Source organism: Guyparkeria sp. (assembly GCF_046545975.1).
In the GTDB taxonomy this organism is placed as follows: domain Bacteria; phylum Pseudomonadota; class Gammaproteobacteria; order Halothiobacillales; family Halothiobacillaceae; genus Guyparkeria.
This window is the reverse complement of sequence record NZ_JBKGYT010000001.1, coordinates 40,757-59,779: the sequence shown is the minus strand read 5'-3', so window position 1 is coordinate 59,779 and position 19,023 is coordinate 40,757. Positions and strand designations below refer to the sequence as shown.

General features: G+C 66.7%; 24 protein-coding genes. 10 read left to right on the top strand and 14 right to left on the bottom strand.

From position 1 onward, the window contains the following. Nucleotides 1-115 precede the first annotated feature (115 nt). Nucleotides 116-733, bottom strand: coding sequence for a Crp/Fnr family transcriptional regulator (locus ACLFMY_RS00315; protein WP_410762514.1), 618 nt, complete (start codon nt 731-733; stop codon nt 116-118). A 261-nt stretch (nt 734-994) separates the two neighbouring features. Here ACLFMY_RS00315 and ACLFMY_RS00310 point away from each other — a divergent pair, with 261 nt between their 5' ends. Then, complete coding sequence (locus ACLFMY_RS00310) at nt 995-1,753, top strand: acetolactate decarboxylase (protein WP_410762513.1); 759 nt, start codon at nt 995-997, stop codon at nt 1,751-1,753. A 64-nt stretch (nt 1,754-1,817) separates the two neighbouring features. After that, nucleotides 1,818-2,273 (top strand): hypothetical protein, encoded by a 456-nt coding sequence (locus tag ACLFMY_RS00305; RefSeq protein WP_410762512.1) that lies wholly within the window; start codon nt 1,818-1,820, stop codon nt 2,271-2,273. A 4-nt stretch (nt 2,274-2,277) separates the two neighbouring features. Here ACLFMY_RS00305 and ACLFMY_RS00300 read toward each other — a convergent pair whose 3' ends face one another. Together ACLFMY_RS00300 and purD are read right to left on the bottom strand one after the other, a co-directional pair. Beyond that, on the bottom strand, nt 2,278-2,799 hold the full coding sequence (locus ACLFMY_RS00300) for a peroxiredoxin (RefSeq protein WP_410762511.1): 522 nt from the start codon (nt 2,797-2,799) through the stop codon (nt 2,278-2,280). 82 nt (nt 2,800-2,881) lie between these two features. Beyond that, nucleotides 2,882-4,156 carry a phosphoribosylamine--glycine ligase gene (purD, locus tag ACLFMY_RS00295; RefSeq protein WP_410762510.1) on the bottom strand — a complete coding sequence of 425 codons (1,275 nt, stop codon included), beginning with the start codon at nt 4,154-4,156 and terminating at the stop codon, nt 2,882-2,884. Between the two features lie 76 nt (nt 4,157-4,232). Between purD and ACLFMY_RS00290 the strand changes: the two genes are divergently transcribed. After that, nucleotides 4,233-4,706, top strand: a complete 474-nt coding sequence (locus ACLFMY_RS00290; RefSeq protein WP_410762509.1) for a tRNA (cytidine(34)-2'-O)-methyltransferase — start codon at nt 4,233-4,235, stop codon at nt 4,704-4,706. After that, nucleotides 4,703-5,404 carry a tRNA (N6-threonylcarbamoyladenosine(37)-N6)-methyltransferase TrmO gene (gene tsaA / locus ACLFMY_RS00285; RefSeq protein ID WP_410762508.1) on the top strand — a complete coding sequence of 234 codons (702 nt, stop codon included), beginning with the start codon at nt 4,703-4,705 and terminating at the stop codon, nt 5,402-5,404. Before ACLFMY_RS00290 ends, tsaA begins: the two co-directional genes overlap by 4 nt. 13 nt (nt 5,405-5,417) lie before the next feature. Here tsaA and ACLFMY_RS00280 read toward each other — a convergent pair whose 3' ends face one another. The 7 genes from ACLFMY_RS00280 to ACLFMY_RS00250 all read right to left on the bottom strand — a co-directional run bounded on the left by ACLFMY_RS00280 (nt 5,418) and on the right by ACLFMY_RS00250 (nt 9,006). Beyond that, nucleotides 5,418-6,428 (bottom strand): NAD(P)H-dependent glycerol-3-phosphate dehydrogenase, encoded by a 1,011-nt coding sequence (locus ACLFMY_RS00280; protein WP_410762507.1) that lies wholly within the window; start codon nt 6,426-6,428, stop codon nt 5,418-5,420. Between the two features lie 21 nt (nt 6,429-6,449). Next, nucleotides 6,450-6,944 carry a protein-export chaperone SecB gene (secB, locus tag ACLFMY_RS00275; RefSeq protein ID WP_410762506.1) on the bottom strand — a complete coding sequence of 165 codons (495 nt, stop codon included), beginning with the start codon at nt 6,942-6,944 and terminating at the stop codon, nt 6,450-6,452. Between the two features lie 50 nt (nt 6,945-6,994). Further along, complete coding sequence (gene trxC / locus ACLFMY_RS00270) at nt 6,995-7,432, bottom strand: thioredoxin TrxC (protein ID WP_410762505.1); 438 nt, start codon at nt 7,430-7,432, stop codon at nt 6,995-6,997. 57 nt (nt 7,433-7,489) lie between these two features. Beyond that, complete coding sequence (grxC, locus tag ACLFMY_RS00265) at nt 7,490-7,804, bottom strand: glutaredoxin 3 (RefSeq protein WP_410762504.1); 315 nt, start codon at nt 7,802-7,804, stop codon at nt 7,490-7,492. A gap of 9 nt (nt 7,805-7,813) precedes the next feature. Beyond that, nucleotides 7,814-8,242, bottom strand: coding sequence for a rhodanese-like domain-containing protein (locus ACLFMY_RS00260; RefSeq protein WP_410762503.1), 429 nt, complete (start codon nt 8,240-8,242; stop codon nt 7,814-7,816). Nucleotides 8,243-8,373: 131 nt separating this feature from the next. Next, a complete protein-coding gene (locus ACLFMY_RS00255; RefSeq protein WP_410762502.1) occupies nt 8,374-8,586 on the bottom strand; it encodes a DUF2892 domain-containing protein in 213 nt (70 codons plus the stop codon). Nucleotides 8,587-8,676: 90 nt separating this feature from the next. Beyond that, nucleotides 8,677-9,006 carry an ArsR/SmtB family transcription factor gene (locus tag ACLFMY_RS00250; protein WP_410762501.1) on the bottom strand — a complete coding sequence of 110 codons (330 nt, stop codon included), beginning with the start codon at nt 9,004-9,006 and terminating at the stop codon, nt 8,677-8,679. A gap of 172 nt (nt 9,007-9,178) precedes the next feature. Between ACLFMY_RS00250 and ACLFMY_RS00245 the strand changes: the two genes are divergently transcribed. The 4 genes from ACLFMY_RS00245 to ACLFMY_RS00230 all read left to right on the top strand — a co-directional run bounded on the left by ACLFMY_RS00245 (nt 9,179) and on the right by ACLFMY_RS00230 (nt 13,312). After that, nucleotides 9,179-10,375 (top strand): murein hydrolase activator EnvC family protein, encoded by a 1,197-nt coding sequence (locus ACLFMY_RS00245; RefSeq protein ID WP_410762500.1) that lies wholly within the window; start codon nt 9,179-9,181, stop codon nt 10,373-10,375. Nucleotides 10,376-10,690: 315 nt separating this feature from the next. Continuing rightward, nucleotides 10,691-12,031: a S41 family peptidase gene (locus tag ACLFMY_RS00240; RefSeq protein WP_410762499.1), complete on the top strand. Its 1,341-nt coding sequence runs from the start codon at nt 10,691-10,693 to the stop codon at nt 12,029-12,031. A gap of 45 nt (nt 12,032-12,076) precedes the next feature. Continuing rightward, entirely contained in the window at nt 12,077-12,631 is a 555-nt protein-coding gene (locus ACLFMY_RS00235; protein WP_410762498.1) for a DJ-1 family glyoxalase III, read from the top strand. A 63-nt stretch (nt 12,632-12,694) separates the two neighbouring features. Then, on the top strand, nt 12,695-13,312 hold the full coding sequence (locus ACLFMY_RS00230; protein WP_410762497.1) for a YigZ family protein: 618 nt from the start codon (nt 12,695-12,697) through the stop codon (nt 13,310-13,312). A gap of 91 nt (nt 13,313-13,403) precedes the next feature. Here ACLFMY_RS00230 and ACLFMY_RS00225 read toward each other — a convergent pair whose 3' ends face one another. From ACLFMY_RS00225 to ACLFMY_RS00215, 3 genes are read right to left on the bottom strand one after another with little or no spacing between them, the layout of a single operon-like run. Next, the gene (locus ACLFMY_RS00225; RefSeq protein WP_410762496.1) at nt 13,404-14,648 is read right to left on the bottom strand and encodes an ammonium transporter; all 1,245 of its coding nucleotides are present in this window, start codon (nt 14,646-14,648) and stop codon (nt 13,404-13,406) included. Nucleotides 14,649-14,663: 15 nt separating this feature from the next. Beyond that, the gene (locus ACLFMY_RS00220; protein ID WP_410762495.1) at nt 14,664-15,002 is read right to left on the bottom strand and encodes a P-II family nitrogen regulator; all 339 of its coding nucleotides are present in this window, start codon (nt 15,000-15,002) and stop codon (nt 14,664-14,666) included. 58 nt (nt 15,003-15,060) lie between these two features. Beyond that, on the bottom strand, nt 15,061-15,783 hold the full coding sequence (locus ACLFMY_RS00215) for a TorF family putative porin (RefSeq protein ID WP_410762494.1): 723 nt from the start codon (nt 15,781-15,783) through the stop codon (nt 15,061-15,063). A gap of 355 nt (nt 15,784-16,138) precedes the next feature. Between ACLFMY_RS00215 and ubiK the strand changes: the two genes are divergently transcribed. Next, nucleotides 16,139-16,432 carry a ubiquinone biosynthesis accessory factor UbiK gene (gene ubiK / locus ACLFMY_RS00210; RefSeq protein ID WP_410762493.1) on the top strand — a complete coding sequence of 98 codons (294 nt, stop codon included), beginning with the start codon at nt 16,139-16,141 and terminating at the stop codon, nt 16,430-16,432. A gap of 68 nt (nt 16,433-16,500) precedes the next feature. Continuing rightward, nucleotides 16,501-18,006, top strand: a complete 1,506-nt coding sequence (locus ACLFMY_RS00205; protein WP_410762492.1) for a YifB family Mg chelatase-like AAA ATPase — start codon at nt 16,501-16,503, stop codon at nt 18,004-18,006. A gap of 20 nt (nt 18,007-18,026) precedes the next feature. Here ACLFMY_RS00205 and cmoB read toward each other — a convergent pair whose 3' ends face one another. Further along, nucleotides 18,027-19,022 carry a tRNA 5-methoxyuridine(34)/uridine 5-oxyacetic acid(34) synthase CmoB gene (gene cmoB / locus ACLFMY_RS00200; protein ID WP_410762491.1) on the bottom strand — a complete coding sequence of 332 codons (996 nt, stop codon included), beginning with the start codon at nt 19,020-19,022 and terminating at the stop codon, nt 18,027-18,029. Nucleotide 19,023: the final 1 nt, after the last annotated feature.

Below are 19,023 nucleotides of genomic sequence, written 5' to 3'. Positions count from 1 at the left end.
AGCAGACCAAGACCAACAACGAGTTCTACGACTCGATGCGCCGCGGCTGAACCCGCCGCTCTGCACCGATACGAACAACCCGGCCAGTGGCCGGGTTTTTCATGGCGGCACTCGCTCAGTCGGCCAGCCATTCGATCCGCCGGCCATCCTCACGGATCGTGCCCGCCTCGCGCAGCCGGCGCAGGGCACGGTAGAGCGCCTCGTGGGTCAGCCCGAGCTCGGCGGCCCATTCCTTGCGGGTCTGATCGAGGACCAGTCCGCTGCCGTCGCCCTCCGTCTCGATGGCGTGTCGGATCCGTTCGGCCGCGGTCGGGCAGGCCAGGCGCTCGTTGCGGGCTCGTGCCTGCCGCAATTCACGCGACAGATGCGCGATCCATGCCCGGTTGAACCGGGCATCTTCCGCCAGCGCCGCGTCGAATGCCCGACGGGGAAACGCCAGCACGCGCCCGGCCACCCCGGCGACCAAGTCGCAGTGGTAACAGGTCGCATCCAGGCTCGCCTCGGCCACGAATCCCCCCTGCACCCGCTGCATGATCGTTTCCCTGCCGGCCGGCGAGCGGCGCAACAGGCGCACCTCACCCGCCAGCACGAAGAACATCGCCGCCGGCGCCTCCCCCTGACGGGCAAGCCGTTCGCCGGCCACGACGCGTCGGTCGACGGCCTGCTCGCGCAGGCTCGCGGGCACACCCGCGAGAACCGGGTGGTCGTCGCTCAATCGCTGCCAGTCGATCATCTGCCCGGACCCTCCTTGCGCCTCACCGAATGATCCAGATCATATGCAACTTGCGCCCCGGGGCCTAACCTTGGCGGTGCCCGAGGCACGTGGAGATCCTGGATACGCCCCTATCGATTCCTCGGATTGTCTCCCGGCATCACGCTGGCGACATCCGTCATCGGCGCCACTCCACACGATGGTCATGCCGGCTACCGGGCGGTCATCGCGGAATGACTACTGCCACATGAGCAAACCCATTGTTACAAAGGAAAACACGACATGAAGATGCATTACCTGGCACTGGGCGCAATTCTGTTGGCTGGTGGCGCGGTCGCAGAGGAACACCTCCACGTCCAGAAAGACGGCCTGGTGGAATATTACGGATCACAGGCAGCTATCGCGCAGTCCGGCAAGACCGAGGGAGACCTGCCGATTGCCGAGATGTCAGGGGACAATGCCACCTTCGGAGTGGGGGCATGCAATCACCTTGACGGCGAAATCACGATTGCCGAAAGCCAGCCCTACGTCACCCGGGTACGTGATGACAAGTTCATCATGGAACACAGCGGGGACGGCAAGGCGATATTCGGTGCCTGGACGAAGAACAAGGAATGGAATGAAGTAGCGGTACCCGCCGAGGTCGAAAGTTACCTGGATCTGCAACGCTTCGTTCGGGATCGCGCAACGGCAGCCGGCGTCGATACCAGCTCGACCCCGTTTCCTTTCCTGCTCAAGGGCAAGCCCGCGTACGTGAAGTGGCACATCAACGTCAATCGCACCGATGGAAGGCCAATGAGACGCAAGTTGTTCGCCAGATCCAAGGAATTCTACGAGTTGGAAGAGGAAAAAGTGACCATCGTCGGCTTCTACTCTGAAAAACACCACGGTCAGTTCATCGGCACCTATTCGCCTGCTATCAAGGACAAGGATGTCAAGAACGCCATTCACATCCACATGGTGTCGGCGGACGGAGAGGCGGCCGGCCACATCGATGACGTGAAATTCGATGGCGGGATGACGCTGTTTCTTCCCAAGTAATCACGACGAACATAAACAAGGGCGGCGCGCAGGCATTCTCACCCGCCGCCAAGGAGTCCCAACCATGGATCGATCCAGCTTTTGGAAGACCACCCGCCACATACTGCTCGCGGGGATCGTCGTGTTCACTCCACCCCTGTCATCCGGTGTCATGGCCGACGGCCCGGCCGATTCACGAATCGACCTCGGCTTCACGCCCGAGGAGAAAGCCACCTTCCTCGCCGACATGCGCATGATGCTCGGCAGCGTTCAGGGCATCCTGCGCGGGATCAGCGAGGAGGATCGCGAGGCCATCGCCGAGGCGGCGCAGGTCTCGGGCAACCGCATGGCGCGCGGCACGCCCGCCTCCATTCGCGACAAGACCCCGCCCGAGTTCAAGGCGATCGGCGGGCCGATGCACATGACCTTCGAGGAGATCGCCATCCGCGCCGAGACCGATCCGCTCGAGGACATCACCGCCATGACCGCCGAGGCCATGAACCAGTGCATGACCTGTCACGCGCAGTTCCGCGTCGACTGACGATTCAGTCCTCGCCGCGCAGGGCCTCGAGATCGTCGAGCACGTCCTTCACGTGCTCGTCGGGGTCTACCTTGCGGTAGATCGTCGCGATGTTGCCTTCGGGATCGATGATGAAGGTCTGGCGCTTGGCGAACTTCACGACCATGAAATCGCTCAACGCCCCGTATCGCTCGACGACCTCGCCCTCGGGGTCGGCGAGCAGCGGGAAGGGCAGCTCGTGCTCGCGGGCGAACGCCGCATGGCTCTCCACGCTGTCCATGCTCACGCCCAGCACGGCCGCGTCCTGCGAGATCAGGCGGTTGATGTTGTCGCGGAAGCTGCAGGCCTCGGTGGTGCAGCCGGGCGTGTCGTCCTTGGGATAGAAGTACAGCACCAGCCACTGGCCGCGATAGTCGGCGAGCCGGTGGGTCTCGCCGTCCTGGTCGGGCAGGGCGAAGGCCGGGGCGGCATCGCCCGGCGACAGGTCCGAGGCGTTGGCACCGCCGACGAAAAACAGGGAGGCAAGGATGGCGAGAAGACGGGGCATGATGGGGTCACCGTGACGAGGGCAGGGCCACGGAGTAAAGCAGCTTTCTGCCCGATCGCCAGTGCTTGTTCGCACCGAGTACTCAGTCGCGGCCGATCGCCCGCCAGCCGATGTCCCGGCGGCAGAAGCCGCCCTCGAAGTGGACCCGATCGACCCCGGCATAGGCGGCCCGTTGCGCCGCCTCGACCGTTTCGCCCAGGGCGGTGATGCAGAGTACCCGCCCACCGTTGGTAGCGATATTGCCGTCCCGCTCGACGGTGCCGGCGTGGAAGGCCTTCACGCCCTCGGGCAATGCGTCCAGACCGGTGATCACATCTCCCTTCGACGCGCTTTCCGGGTAGCCGGCGGAGGCGAGGACCACGCCCACGGCGGCCTGCGGAGTCCACTCGGCGGTGACCTGGTCGAGCGTGCCGTTGACGCCGGCCTCGAGCAGATCGACCAGATCGCTTTCCAGGCGCATCAGCACCGGCTGGGTTTCCGGGTCGCCGAAGCGGCAGTTGAACTCCAGCACCTGCGGCTCGCCGTCCGCGCCAATCATCAGGCCGGCGTAGAGAAAGCCGGTGTAGGGCAGGCCGTCGAGGGCCATGCCGTTTACGGTCGGCTCGACCACCTGCTCCATCACTTTCTCGATCATCGCGTCATCCAGGACCGGCGCGGGCGAGTAGGCGCCCATGCCGCCGGTGTTGGGGCCGCGGTCGCCCTCGTCGCGGGCCTTGTGGTCCTGGCTGGAGGCCATCGGCAGGACGTGCTCGCCGTCGACCATGACGATGAAGCTCGCCTCCTCGCCCTCGAGAAAGGATTCGACCACCACGCGGGCGCCGGCGGCACCGAACTGGCCGGCGAAGATGTCGCGGATGGCGGCCTCGGCCTCCTCGATGGTCTGGGCGACGATCACCCCCTTGCCGGCGGCCAGCCCGTCGGCCTTCACCACCACCGGCGCGCCGTGCTCGTGGACGAAGTCGATCGCCGGGGCGGCGGTGTCGAACACGCGATACTTGGCGGTCGGGATGCCGTGGCGCTCCATGAAGTCCTTGGCGAAGGCCTTGGAGCCCTCCAGTTGCGCGGCCTTCTGGGTCGGGCCGAAAATGGCGAGACCGGCGTCGCGGAAGGTGTCCACCACGCCCTCGACCAGCGGGGCCTCGGGGCCGACGACCGTCAGATCCACGCCGTTGTCGGCGGCAAAGGCCACCAGCTCGGCGACGTCGGTGGCGGCGATCGGGACGTTGCGGCACTTGGCCTCGGCAGCCGTGCCGGGATTGCCGGGACCGACGAAGACCGTCTCGACCCGCGGCGACTGGGCGATCTTCCACGCCAGGGCGTGCTCTCGCCCGCCCCCACCGATAACCAGTACCTTCATGCCTTCACCTCTTCATGCGTGTCTCGTTGGCGGGGAGCCAACTCGTCCCCGTCGGCGTTGGCCCTATAATGCCAAAATGCCGTCGATCATGCTGTTCGAACCCGAGATCCCTCCCAACACGGGCAACCTCATCCGCCTGTGCGCGAACACCGGGTCGAGCCTGCATCTGGTCGAGCCCCTGGGTTTTTCCCTGGAAGAGCGGGCCGTGCGACGCGCCGGGCTCGACTATCACCAACTGGCCTGCGTGCACCGTCACCGCGACCTGGAGGCCGCCCGCGCCGCGCTGGCCGGTCGCCGCCTGCTGGCGTTCTCCACCCGCGGCACCCGCCGCTACGACCAGGTCGCATACCGGGGCGACGACGTGCTGGTCTTCGGCCCCGAGACCCGCGGCCTGCCCGAGGAGGTGCTGGACTCCGTGCCTGACGATCAGCGCCTCTACCTGCCGATGGCGCCCGGATCACGCAGCCTCAACCTGGCCAACGCCGCCGCGGTGGCACTGTTCGAGGCCTGGCGGCAGCTGGGCTTCCTGGGCAGCGGAGAGAGACGATGAGCGAGGAATGGACCCTGCGGCCGGTCGGCCACATCGAGAGCCCGTACCGCGAGGGCTTCGGCATCCCCCGCCAGTCGGGAGTAGTGCCCGCCGCCACGGGCCTGTTGGTCCCCACGCCCGAGTGGCAGCAGCCCGTCGCCTGGCAGGGCATCGAGACCTTCTCGCACCTCTGGCTCGTCTGGGTGTTCCACGCCAAGCGCCGGATGCGGCCCGGTGACAGTTCCGCCGTTCGCCCGCCGCGGCTGGGCGGCAACCGGCGGGTGGGGGTGTTCGCCTCGCGCGCGCCGGTGCGTCCCAACCCGATCGGCCTGTCGGTGGTGCGCCTGCTGGACGTGACCGAGAGCGACGGGCGGGTGCGGCTGCATCTTGGCGGGCTCGACCTGCTCGACGGCACGCCGGTACTGGACGTCAAGCCGCATGTGCCCTACGCAGATTGCCCGCCCGACAGCCGGGGTGGCTGGGCGAGCGCACCGCCGGAGCGGCTCGCGGTGGTCTGGGGGGCCGCCGAGCCCTGGCTCGAGCGACTCGATTCGGACACGGTCGCCCTGATCGAGCAAAGCCTGGCACAGGACCCCCGGCCGGCCTTTCACGACGATCCGGATCGGGTCTACGGCATGCGCATCGAGGACATCGACGTGCGTTTCGTGGTGCAGGAGCACCGGGCGGAGATCCGGGAGATCGTCCCGGTCGGCGACTGAGACGCGCCGGGAATCACGACTCGCGGGAGCGCGGCTCGCGCGAGAGCAGTTCGGTGACCGCCTGACGGGCCGGCAGGTCCTCGAACAGGACGCGGTAGACGGCCTCGGTGATCGGCATGTCCAGGCCGCGGTCCTGCGCGAGGCGATGGCCCTCGCGGGCGGCGCCGATGCCTTCCACGGCCTGGCCGATCGCGGCGACGGCCTCGTCCTTGGACTCGCCGCGGGCGAGCCGCAGGCCGAACTGGCGATTGCGGGAATGATCGTCGGTGCAGGTGAGCACCAGGTCGCCCAGACCGGCTAGGCCGAAGAAGGTCTCCGGCCGCGCGCCCATGGCCTCGCCCAGGCGCATGATCTCCGCCAGACCACGGGTGATCAGTGCCGCCCGGGTGTTGGCGCCGAAACCGAGACCGTCGGACACGCCGGCGGCGATGGCCAGCACGTTCTTCAGCCCGCCGGCAAGCTCGATGCCGATGACGTCGTCGTTGGGATAGCAGCGGATGTGGTCGTTGCGCAGGGCGGCGGCCACGGATTCGGCCACGGCCGCGTCCCGACTGCCCACCGCGATGGCCGCCGGCTTGCCGTGCGCCACCTCGATGGCGAAGGTCGGACCGGAGACCACCGCGAAGGCGACATCGCCCAGCGCCCGCTCGACCAGCTCGTCGATGCGGGCGCCAGACCCCGGCTCGAACCCCTTCGAGGCACTGACGAAGATCGCCGAGCGCGGCAGTTCGGAAGCGTGCTCGGCGAGGAAGCCGCCCAGGATCTTGGTCGGCAGGACCAGCCAGACCTGCTCGGCCCCCTCGACGGCCCACGACAGGTCACAGGTCGCGCGCAGGCCCACGGGAAGGGTCACGCCGGGGAGGTAGCGGGCGTTCTGGTGATCGGCGTCGATACCGGCGGCCTGGTCGCAGTCACGCGCCCAGAGGCGCACCTCGGCGCCGTTCGCCGCCAGCAGGGCGGCCAGCGCCGTTCCCCAGGAGCCGGCGCCGAGGACCGCGATCCGCTTGTGTCCCGTCTGGGTCATCGGACGGCTGCTCGAACGTGCCTACTGGGGGCGCGTTTCGGCGCCTTCGGCCTGCGCCGCCTGTTCCTGCATGTGCTGCTGGTAGAGGGCGTCGAAGTTGATCGGCTGGAGGACCATCTGCGGGAAGCCGCCCTTCATCACCAGATCACTGACCGTCTCGCGGATGTACGGGAACATCAGGGTGGGGCAGTAGGCGCCGAGCAGCTGGCGACGCGTGGCATCGTCGAAGCCCTTGATGGTGAACACGCCGGCGTACTGCACCTCGGCGAGGTAGATGGTCTTTTCCTCGTGCGTGGCGGTGACCGTGATGGTGAGTTCCGTCTCGAAGGCGGTGTCGGCGAGGCGGGTGGCGTTGTTGCCGACCTGCACGTTGACCTCGGGCGTCCAGTCGTTGCGCGTGAAGATGTCCGGCGCCTGCGGCGACTCGAAGGACAGGTCCTTGAGATAGATCTTCTGCACGAAGAACTGCTGTTCGTCCTGGCCGTTGCCGGCCGCGTTCTGTTCACCCTCTGCCATGGTCTGCGTTCCTTGTGTTCGTTGTTCGTTTATTCGTTGTTCGTTGGGATTCAGCGGATGCCGTGCCCGGCCAGCCACTGCCTGAGCTGGGCGGCCGGCATCGCGCCGGAAAGGCGGTCGACCTCGCGACCACCGGAGAAAAGAACCAGCGTCGGAATGCTGCGAATGCCCAACCGCGTGGAAACGCCGGGGGCCCGCTCGGTCTCCAGCTTGGCCACGACCAGCCGCCCGCCGTAGTCGCGGGCCAACTGGTCGAACACGGGCGCCATCATCTTGCAGGGACCGCACCACTCGGCCCAGAAGTCGACCAGCACCGGGAGGTCATTGCGACCGACGTGCCGCTCGAAACCGGCCTCGTCGAGGATTACCGGCTGGCCGGGGAAGAGGGGCTGTCGGCAGCGCCCGCAGGTTCCGCTGCCCAGCCGGTCGACCGGCACCCGGTTGACGGCCCCGCAGGCGGGGCAGACCACGTGTCTGGATTCGCTCATCGCCGGATTCTCCCTCACCGGATACAGACCCCCATGATAGCGCCACGGACAGGCGCGTCACGCCCCCTCGACAGGAGGGTCGCCCTCGGCCCGACGTGCCTCGGCCTCCACCAGACGCATCAGGCGGTCCTCGCGGTCCAGGGCGGCAAGCTCATCGTAACCGCCGACATGTGTCTCGCCGATGAATATCTGCGGGACCGTCAGCCGCTTGCTGCGCTGGATCATCTCTTCCTTCTTCGCCTGGGAAAGCTGCACGTTGATCGAGTCGAACGACAGCCCGCGCTTCTTCAGCAGGCGCTTGGCGAAGTGACAGAAGGGGCAGAGCGGGCTCTGGTAGACGACGATCGACGGCTGACGGGACGACCCTTCCACGCGTGTCGCCTACTTGCCCTTGCTGACGGGGTAGTTCTGCGACTCCCAGGCGATGATGCCGCCTCCCAGGTGACTGACGTTCTCGAAGCCGTTCTTGACCAGGAGGTTCGCCGCCGTGGCCGAGCGGTTGCCGGAGCGACAGTAGATGACCACCTCCTTCGGGGCCTCCCCCTTGAGTTCACCCAGCTTCCCTTCGAGCTTGCCCAGCGGAACATGACGCGCACCCTTGATGTGGCCTTCCTTCCATTCGTTGGGCTCGCGCACGTCGATCAGTGCCACGCCCTCACGGCCGGCCTTGCGGGCGACGTCGGACGGTTCGATCGTCTCGAACTTCTGCAGGCGCCGGGAGAGTTCGTTGCCGATGAGCAGCACGATGAGAACGAGAGCCGCCAGGGACAGGGCCCAGTGACGCACGAGGAAGTCGAAAAAGGATTCCATGGAGCCTTCTCAATAAGCACGGGAAAGTGCGCCATACAATGGCGGGGTGTGCAGAAAAATTCAAGGCGCCGCCGGCGCCCTGATCGGCAGGACGCCGGGGAAGGGCCGCGATACGCGGCCGCGGAAGGCCGTCAGGTGGCGCGACGCACGCCCATCTTGGCGAGGATCGAGTCCAGCGGGCAGAAACGGGTGATGCCGCTCTGGAACAGGTTCAGGCCGATGAAGGCGGTCAGCCACAGCCAGGACAGCTGCCCCAGGTTGGCCTGGCCGGTCAGGTGCGCCAGGGCCAGGGTGATCAGGATCATCAGGCCGGCGATGATGCGAACGTAGCGGTCGGTTGTCATGGCAAGTACCCCAGGTAAGCGGAAAAACAGGTGGCAAAACGCCCACCGTGAGGCGGGCGTTCCACAGCTATATAAGCATTTTATAATAGGCTAGGTTAATGGGCAAAAGACTTCCTGCATCATGCTGATCAGGCGCAGTGTGCGGGCATCCGATACCCGGTAGAAGACACGGTTGGCGTCCTTGCGGGACGCCAGGATTCCCTTGTCGCGCAGGATGGCGAGATGCTGCGAGATGTTGCTCTGGGTGGTTCCCACGGCCTCGACGATCTGCTGGACGCTGAGCTCGCCGTCGCCGAGCACGCACAGGATCTTCAGGCGCAACGGATGCGACATGGCCTTGAGCGAGCGGGAAGCGCGCTCGATGTCCTCGGAGCGACCCATCAGTCGGGTGGCGGGGTATTCCTCGGTTTCCAGATTCATGGCCTTGACCCAAGTAGATGAAAAAGGCGTCGGTCCTCGCTCGAACCGGCAGCCTGACAGCCGCCCGCCGCTCGGCGAAATTCCTTCTGATTCCGTATACTACCGCTTTTCGTCCATTTTGTTGCGATCTTCCCGGCCAGGGTCATCGCATCGCCACCGGCCAGGGACAGCCTTGTTTTCATTCCCGCCCACCACACGGCCGACTCTCGTAGCCATCCTCTGGACGGCCGCTGCCGGATTCTGCCTGGCGGGGGCGGCGCCCGCCTGGGCGGCGCAGATCGAGGAGGAAATCGAATCCAAGCGCGAGACGATCGAGACCACGCGAGCCGAGCGCGAAAAGGCCCGCAAGGAACTCGAGCGCCACGAGGAGGCACTGGCCGAGCTCGAGAGTCAGGCGCGAGACCTCGACGAGCGCCGCGCCGAGTTCGAGGAACGGCGGGAAGCGCTGGACATCCGGGAGGCGGAGCTCAGGGACGGGCTGGCCGAACGGCAGGCCGAGCTGGAGTCGCGGCTGCACGCCGCCTACCCACTGACCCGCGGCGGAGCCCTGCAGGCCCTGCTCGCCGAGGGCGATTCCCTGCAGGCCCGTCGCGACCTCCAGTATCTCAAGACCATGATCGAACCCATCCAGCGGGCACGCGAATCGCTGGTCAGGCAGCAGGCGGCCCTGGAGGAGAATCGCCGGGAAATGCAGGCGAACGACGAGAAACTGCGCGAGGCCGGCGAGGCGCTCGAATCGAACTACCGCCAGGTCGCGGAGAACCTCGACCGGCAGGAGACACTGCTCGCCAGCCTCGGCGAGGCGCTCGACCGGCAGCAGGCCGACCTCCGCTCTCTGCTGAAACGCAAGGAACGACTCGACCGCGAGGTTCGCGCCGCCCAGGCGGAAAAGGACGCCAGGGCTGAGAGGGAGGCCCGCGAGCGCGCCGAAAAGGCCCGGGAAAAGGCCGGCAGCGATGGCGAGAAGACCCCCGCCCCGTCGGGGAACATTCCCGTCGAGGGCGAGGTGATGCGGGCCTTCGGTGAATCATTGCCCAACGGCCGCCTGCGCCACGAGGGCATCGCCTTCCGGGCCGAGAGCGGACAGCCGGTCCGTGCGGTCGATTCGGGAACGGTGGTCTACGCTGGGGCTCTCAAGGGATGGGGCAAGCTCGTGATGCTCCGCCATGGCGACAACTATCTTTCGCTGTACGCTCACTGTCAGACTGTTGGCGTCAGCAAGGGCGATCGCGTCGCCCGGGGAGACCAACTCTGCGAATCCGGAGTCATGGACGCCGGTCAATCCGGCCTGTACGTTGAGGTGCGTCACAACAACCGCCCCGTCAACCCAGGACGCTGGCCAGCCTGGCGGAAAGTCGCCGGTGGCTGATCTGTCCGGGCGGCGCCGGTCTTCCCGATCCGGGTCGCCGTTGGAGATCGCCAATCCGACGGTGGTACCCTATTCTTTCAGGGAACGGGTACCCGTGGCCCCGACCTGTAACAGGCCGGGGCAGGCCGTGCCGACCGGTGACCGGGTCACGGACATGCTCCGGCTCCGGGCCTTGCAATCAGTCGAAACGACCCGAATATCGGGAGAGTGCTCGTCTGGCGACGAGTGGGGTTCCTGGACCCACGCGGACAGCACCAGCTGTCCGAACAGACGGCCGACGGGCCGGATATGCCGCACACGTCTAGAGAGAACATCATGACCACCTGGATCCGCAAAGCCTCGACCCTGGGCATCGCCGCCTTCTTCGGTTTTGCCATCGCCATTGCCATCAACGCGGTTGCCGAGCGCCCGGGGGCAGACGAAGTCGACGTCCCGCTCGACCAGCTGCGCACGTACTCCGACGTGCTCGACCGCGTCCGCTCTGACTACGTCGACGACATCAGCGAGTCGGAACTGATCGAGAAATCCATCCGGGGCATGATCTCCGAACTCGATCCGCACTCGGGCTACCTGGACGACGAAGAGTTCAAGAGTCTGCGCGAATCCACCTCCGGAGAGTTCGGCGGCCTGGGCATCCAGGTGGGCATGAAGGACGGGGTGCTGACGGTCATCGCGCCAATCGACGACACCCCGGCCAAGGAGGCCGGACTGGAGGCGGGCGACAAGATCATCCGCATCGACGGCGAGCTCACCCAGGACCTGGATCTCGAGAAGGCCGTCAAGAAGATGCGCGGCAAGCCGGACACCGACATCGAGCTGACTATCGCTCGCGAGGGCGAGGACAAGCCGCTGGAATTCACCATCACCCGGGCCATCATCAAGACCGAGTCGGTACGGCACGAACTGCTCGAGCCGGGCATGGGCTACATCCGTGTCTCGCAGTTCCAGTCGCGAACCGTCGAGCAGATGCTCGAAGCGCTCGACAAGCTGGTCGAGGAAAACGACGGCGAAGCGCTCAAGGGACTCGTGCTCGATCTGCGCAACAACCCCGGCGGGGTGCTGGAGGGCTCCGTGGAGATGGCCGACGCCTTCCTCGAGGAAGGGCAGATCGTCTACACCAAGGGTCGCATCGCTGACGCGAAGATGAGCTTCGAGGCCAGTGCGGGCGACCGGCTCGACGGGGCACCGATGGTGGTGATGGTCAATGGCGGCTCGGCCTCCGCCTCCGAGATCGTCGCCGGGGCGCTGCAGGACAGCAGCCGCGCCCTGATCGTCGGCGAGAAGACCTTCGGCAAGGGTTCGGTGCAGTCGATCATGCCGCTGTCCGACGGCGGAGCGCTGCGTCTGACCACCGCCCGTTACTACACGCCCGACGGCCGCTCGATCCAGGCCGAAGGCATCGAGCCGGACGTGACCGTCCACCAGCTCAAGGTCAGCAGCATCGAGGAGGCCTTCTCGATCTCGGAGTCCAGCCTCAGCGGCCACTTGGGCAATGGCGATTCGGAGATGATGGACGTGATCCGTGAGGCCGAGGAAGGCGAAGGCGAAGACGATGACGAGGAAAAAGAGCCGCTGGTCCTGCGTGACTTCCAGCTCTACGAGTCGCTCAACCTGCTCAAGGGCATGGTGGTCGTCAGCAAGAATACGCCTCGCTGAGCACGACCGCCGGCACACTTCAACCGAACCCGGAGGGAACGCCCCATGGCATGCAAGGCACTTATCCTCCTGGCCCCGGGATTCGAGGATCTCGAGGCCATCACGACCGTCGACATCCTCCGTCGTGCGGACATCGACCTGACGGTTGCCAGCCTGCACGAGGACAAGGCCACCGGGGCGCGCGGCATCACGGTCATCACCGACACCAACCTCACCCTGCTGGGCAGTGAACCGGTATTCGACGCAATCATCCTGCCGGGCGGCCAGCCCGGGGCGAACAACCTCGCGGCGGACAAGCGCCTCATCGCCCGCCTGCAGGAGCAGTCCGCGGAAAGGCGCCTGATCGCCGCGATCTGCGCGGCGCCCAAGGTACTCGCCACCGCCGGCCTGCTCAAGGGACGGCGGATCACCCACTTCCCGGGCGCCCTGTCGGCCGAGGAAACCGCCGGGGTCGAGGTGGTCGACGAGCCGGTGGTGGTCGACGGCAACGTGGTGACCGGGCGTGGCCCGGGCGTGGCCATCGACTTCGCCCTGGCCGTGGTCGAACAGCTTGCCGGCAGGGAAGTGCGCGATCGCGTCGACTCCAACCTGGCCCGCTGAACCGCGACACCAGCCGTTTCATTCGCGCCTGCCCACCCCGGCAGGCGCTTCACGTTGCAAGCGATGTCAGACGCCACCTTCTTCACTCCCGCCGAAACGATCGAGCGCGAGCTCGAGGTCAGGAAGAGCCGCTTCATCGCACGTGCCGGCGCGGTGTCCAGCCGCGCCGAAGCCATGGCGTTCGTCGAGCAGGCTCGGGCCGATTACCCGGATGCGCGCCACCACTGCTGGGCCTATCTCGTCGGCAACCCGGAGACTGCCGCCAGCGCTGCAATGAGCGATGCGGGCGAGCCCGGCGGCACCGCGGGCAAGCCCATCCTCAACGTGATCCGGCACAAGGGCATCGGGGACGTGATCGTGGTGGTAACCCGCTATTTCGGTGGCGTGAAACTCGGTGCCGGCGGGCTGGTCCGGGCGTATTCGGGAGCCACCCAGCTGGCGCTCGCCAACCTCCCCCTGACCGAACACCAGCCCCAGCGGTCCTACCGGCTGCGATTCGATTTCGCCGCCGAGCAACCGCTGCGTCACTGGGCCGACGGCCACGGGGCCACCCTGCTGTCGATCGATTACGGGCAAGGGGTCACCGCCCGGGTCAACGTTCCGGAGGAACAGGTGGAGGCATTCGAGGCCTTCCTCGGCGCGCAGTCCATCACGCAGATCGATCCGGCTGACGCCGACTGAACGGAAGTCACGAAAAAGGCCCGGGCTGTCGCCCGGGCCTCGATCCTTCTCGGCACATCCCCTGTGCCGTCATCTCCCTGTCGGTTCGTCCCTATTTGTTGGTGAACTCGGGGTAGGCCTCCATGCCGCACTCGACCGAGTCGACGCCTTCCTCTTCCTGGTCCTCGTCGATCCGCAGCCCCATGACCGCCTTGAGGATCAGCCAGATCACCAGGCTGGCGACGAAGACGAAACCGCCGATGAGGGCCAGGCCGGCGAGCTGGCCGCCGAGGGTCGCCTCGTCGTTCGACAGCAGGACCGCGAGCACACCCCAGATACCGGCCACGCCGTGCACCGACAGGGCGCCGACCGGGTCGTCGATGCGGATCTTCTCGAAGCCGACGATGGAGAAGACCACGATCACGCCGCCGATCGCGCCGATGATGGTCGCCAGCAGAGCCGACGGGGAAGCCGGGTCGGCGGTGATGGCCACCAGACCCGCCAGGGCGCCATTGAGCACCATGGTCAGATCCACCTTGCCGAAGGTCAGGCGCGAAGCGATCATCGCCGCGATCACGCCGCCGGCAGCGGCCAGGTTGGTGTTGGTGAACACCTGGGCCACCGCGTTGGCCGAGCCGACGTCGGAGACCTTGAGTTCCGAGCCGCCGTTGAAGCCGAACCAGCCCAGCCACAGGATGAACGTGCCCAGTGTCGCCAGCGGCAGGTTGGCGCCCGGCAGCGCATTGACCTGGCCGTTCGGGCCGAACTTGCCCTTGCGCGGGCCGAGCAGCAGCACACCTGCCAGGGCGGCGACCGCACCGGTGAAGTGGACGATGCCCGAGCCGGCGTAGTCGGAGTAGCCCAGATCGCTCAGGATACCGCCGCCCCAGCTCCAGTAGCCCTGGATCGGGTAGATCAGGGCGGTGAGCACCACGGTGAAGGCGAGGAAGGCCCACAGCTTCATCCGCTCGGCGACCACGCCCGAGACGATCGACATGGCGGTGGCCACGAACACGACCTGGAAGAAGAAGTCGGCCATGTTGGAGTAGTAGATGTCTCCATCACTCGCGGCGACCTCTGCCGCCGTGTTGTCGCCGCCGATGAAGAACGACAGGCCGGGAATCAGGCTGGAGACGCCGTCGCCGTACATGATGTTGTAGCCGACGATCATGTACATGATGCTGGCGATCGAGAACAGCGCGATGTTCTTGGTCAAGATCTCGACGGTGCTCTTGGTGCGCACCAGCCCGGCCTCGAGCATGGTGAAGCCCGCCGCCATCCACATGACGAAGGCACCGGCGATCAGGAAGTAGAACGTATCGAGGGCATAGCCCAGTTCGATGACTTGAGTTTCCACGGTGAATTCCTCCGCTTAAAGGGCGTCCGTACCGGTCTCGCCGGTCCGGATGCGAATGGCTTCCTCGATCGGCGAGACGAAGATCTTGCCGTCACCGATCTTGCCGGTACTGGCCGCGTTGGTGACCACCTCGATCACCTGCTCGGCGAGATTGTCGTCGACGACCATTTCCAGCTTGACCTTGGGCAGGAAGTCGACCACGTACTCGGCGCCCCGGTAGAGCTCGGTATGACCCTTCTGCCGCCCGAAACCCTTGACCTCGGTCATGGTGATGCCCTTCACGCCCACCGTACCCAGTGCCTCGCGCACGTCGTCGAGCTTGAAGGGCTTGATGATTGCCGTAATCAGTTTCATGTCTCTCTCCTCGGATACGGGCCGTTGGCCGGCCCGGTTGTCCGTGATTCGGGCGGGATCAGAAGGACTTGGACCAGCTGATCCAGAGCTTCAGATCGTCGGAATTGTCATCGCCAAAGACAGCGTTCTCTTCGTCGATATCAGCCAGCTCCAGGTTCAGGCCGAACGAACCAAAGTCTCCCACGTCCTTCGAAACCCCTGCACTCCAGTGGCCATAATCCAGCTCATTGGTCGAGCTGTCGTTCTCGAAGGAGTAGTAACCGTAGGTCAGGCTGCCACTGAAGCCGGAATCGCCGAAGGGCACGTCGACGCCGGCGTAGTAGTACATGTCGCCCGTATCGAAGGCGGCGATGTCTCCCGAGGCCTGGGAGTTGACCGTGTAGGCAAGACCCGCGGTGAAGTAGCTATAGCTCAACGAACCATAGATCTCGCCGAAGTCGAGGTCGTCCCCGTCGGGGTAGGCGTAGTAGATGTAGCCGACGTCGTAGCCGAGATCGCCGAGGCTGCCGCCGTAACCGGCGTACAGGTCGGCTTCGTAGCTGGTGCCATCGCCGAAATCGACGGTGGACGCCCAGGTCCCTGCGTAGAAGCCGGACTCATGCTCGTAGTCGAGGCCGCCCTGGACGGCCGCGCTGTCGTCGGTCTGCGTGACGCCACGGAAGAAGTAGTTGGACACCACGCCGACGTTGGCCGAGACCTCGGCCGCGGCCACGGAGGGCAGGGCGAGGGCCGACAGGCTGACGGCGGAGGCGATGCTGGTTGCGATGAGGGTCTTTTTCATTTGTCTTGCTCCATCAGGTGAACATTCGGGTTCAGTCCCTCTTCTGCATCGGTCGTGCCACATTGGATTTTGCCTTGCGTTACAGGTACTTGGATTGCTTCTCGGTCCGCCGCTCGAATCACCCCGCGGCGCCGGGCCCCAAAACGGGGCCCGGTTTCCGCCGACCTGCTCCACGTTGGTGCAGCTGCGTCCGCCGGATCACTCCCCGCCTCCATGTCACCCGCGCGGCCGGAGGCAGCCTTGAAGTTGCATCCTCGCCGGGTATCCCCAACAATCAGGTTTCGATCGGCCCCGAGGTTCGAAGGACGGGTCGACGCGGACCACCCGTAGCAGCCCACCAGGCAGAGGTAGCGAGATGTCCATCACCAACACGATCGAAGAGATCTCCCAGCGCATCGAGCAGGCCATGCCCGAAAGCCTGCGTGAGGGAAAGCATGAGTTCGAGAAGACCGTACGGCAGGCCGTGAGCAACGGCTTTTCCCGCATGGACCTGGTCACCCGCGAAGAATTCGACGTCCAGACGCAGGTGCTCGCCCGCACGCGGGCCAAACTCGAGGCCCTCGACCAGCGGGTAAGCGACCTGGAAGCGCAACTCGAGGGTCGACACCCGCACAAGCACTACCCCGAGGAAGGTGACCTCTCCAGCTGAGGACCGGCCCCTCGCCCGGCATGCCGGGACGACGCCCCGTTTACTATTCCCTTGCGAGGCATACGGACATGCCCATCGCCAAGATCCACAGCCGTGCCCTGCTCGGCATCAGCGCGCCGCTGGTGACCGTCGAGGCACACGTCTCCGCCGGCCTGCCGGCCTTCACCCTGGTCGGCCTGCCGGAGACGGCCGTGCGCGAAAGCCGCGACCGCGTGCGCGCCGCCATCCTTTCCTCCGGCTTCGAGTTCCCGCCTCGACGGCTGACCGTCAACCTCGCCCCCGCGGACCTGCCCAAGGAAGGCGCCCGCTTCGACCTGGCCATCGCCGTGGCCATCCTCGCCGCCACCGGCCAGTTGTCGCCGACGGCGCGTGATCGGCTGGGACGGATCGAGTGCCTGGGAGAACTGTCCCTCGACGGCTCCGTCCGCGCCATCCGGGGTGCGCTGTCGGCCGCCCGCGCCGTCCGGGATGCCGGCCGCGATCTTGTGCTGCCCGCGGAAGGTCGGCGGGAGGCGCAGCTGATCCCCGGCGTGCGGGGCCATACCGTGGCTCACCTCACCGAACTGGTCGGCTTCCTGGCCGGGGAACGGGAACTCGAGGCACTGAGACACGAGCCGCCGTCCGGCATCGACCCGGCCGCCGACGGGGATCTGGCCGACGTGCGTGGCCAGCCGCGGGCCAAGCGGGCCCTGGCGATCGCCGCGGCGGGCGGCCACAACCTGTTGCTCGTCGGTCCGCCAGGGGCAGGCAAGAGCATGCTGGCGCGCCGGCTGGCCGGGATACTGCCGCCAATGACCGAAGAGGAGGCCCTGGCCGCGGCCGAGGTGGCCGCCGTGACTCCCGGGGGATTCGATCCGGATCGCTTCGGGCGTCGCCCGTTCCGCGCGCCGCATCATTCGGCCTCGGCCGTCGCGCTGATCGGCGGCGGGTCACAACCGGGGCCGGGAGAAATCTCGCTGGCGCACCACGGCACGCTGTTTCTCGACGAACTGCCGGAATTCGACCGACGCGTGCTCGAAGCGCTCCGCGAGCCGATGGAATCCCGGGAAGTGATGATCTCGCGGGCCGCGAGACAGGCCACCTTTCCCGCCGACTTCCAGCTGATCGCGGCCATGAACCCCTCGCCGCAGGGGACCGAGATCCACTCGCGCGCCGCTCAGCGCTACCGGGCAAAGATTTCGGGCCCACTGCTCGACCGCATCGACATCCATCTGGAAGTCCCGCGCGTTCCGGCCACGGACCTGGACCGGACGGATCGGGATGGCGAGGACAGCGCCACGGTACGCTCCCGCGTGATCGCGGCGCGCGAACGCATGCTGCATCGTCAGGGGAGAATCAATGCCCGACTGGACGCCCGCGGCGTGGCGGACCACGTGCCGCTCGCTGCCGCCGAGCGGACGATGCTCAACCGGGCGATCGAGAAACTGGGGCTGTCGGGCCGTGCCCGCGAACGAATACTGAAACTCGCCCGCAGCATCGCCGACTACGACCAGCGAGACGAGATAGATGCCACCGCCCTGGGCGAGGCGATCGGCTACCGGAACCTGGACCGCTGGTTCTGGACCTCCGGCTGATGGCCGGGAACGGGGCGGGATCAGCCCGGGCGACGGGCGGTGAATATCGCCCGTCGCGGCGCCGGCAGGCCTTCGCGGGTCAGGGAGGGCTCCTGCGGGTCGAGGAAGTCGACCAGCGACTGGCGGTCGCCGAACCACTCGGTGCGGTGCTGCTCGGCCTCGGTGGTCACCGACACGTCGACCAGCCTCGGCTCGACGAATCCCATCCGCGAGAGCCAGCGCTCGACCACCGCCGGGCTGGGCAGGAACCAGACGTTGCGCATGCCGGCATAACGGTCCTCGGGAGTGAGGATCGTGCGCTCGTCGCCCTCGACCACCAGCGTCTCCAGGATCAGCTCGCCGCCGGGGCGCAGGCAGGCCTTGAGCTCGGAGAGGTGGGTAAAGGGATCCCGGCGGTGATAGAGCACGCCCATGGAGAAGACGCTATCGAACACCGGCCGGTGGGGAAAGCGCTCCAGCGGGGTCGGCACGATGCCGGCGCGGGTCTCGTCGAGCAGCTGCGCCACGGCGTGGAACTGCGCGGCGAACACCCAGGTGGGGTCGATGCCCAGGGCGGCATCCGCACCGGCACCGAGCATGCGCCAGAGGTGGTAGCCGTTGCCGCAGCCCACGTCCAGCACGCGCCGACCGGCCAGTGGCTGGATGTGGTCGATCAGCCGGTCCCATTTCAGATCCGAGCGCCACTCGGTATCGATGCGCACGCCGAGCAGATCGTAGGGCCCCTTGCGCCAGGGAATCAGCGCCCGCAGCACATCTTCCAGCCCCGTTGGCGTGCCGGACGGGGCGGTCACGGTAACCGCCGCCTGGTCGAGGTGGTTGACGGCATCGGCGGGGCGCTCCGGCAACCGCCCGAGCGCGGCCAGCCAGCGAGGCCAGTCGCCGTGGTTGATGGCCAGCCAGTCACGGGCGATCCACTCGTCGAGCGGCAGCCCGAAACGGGGGAGGGTCACGGCATTGCGGGCGGCGAGCCGTTCCGCCCCGAGACGCACCTCGGGTTCCCGGGGTCCGGTGGCCATC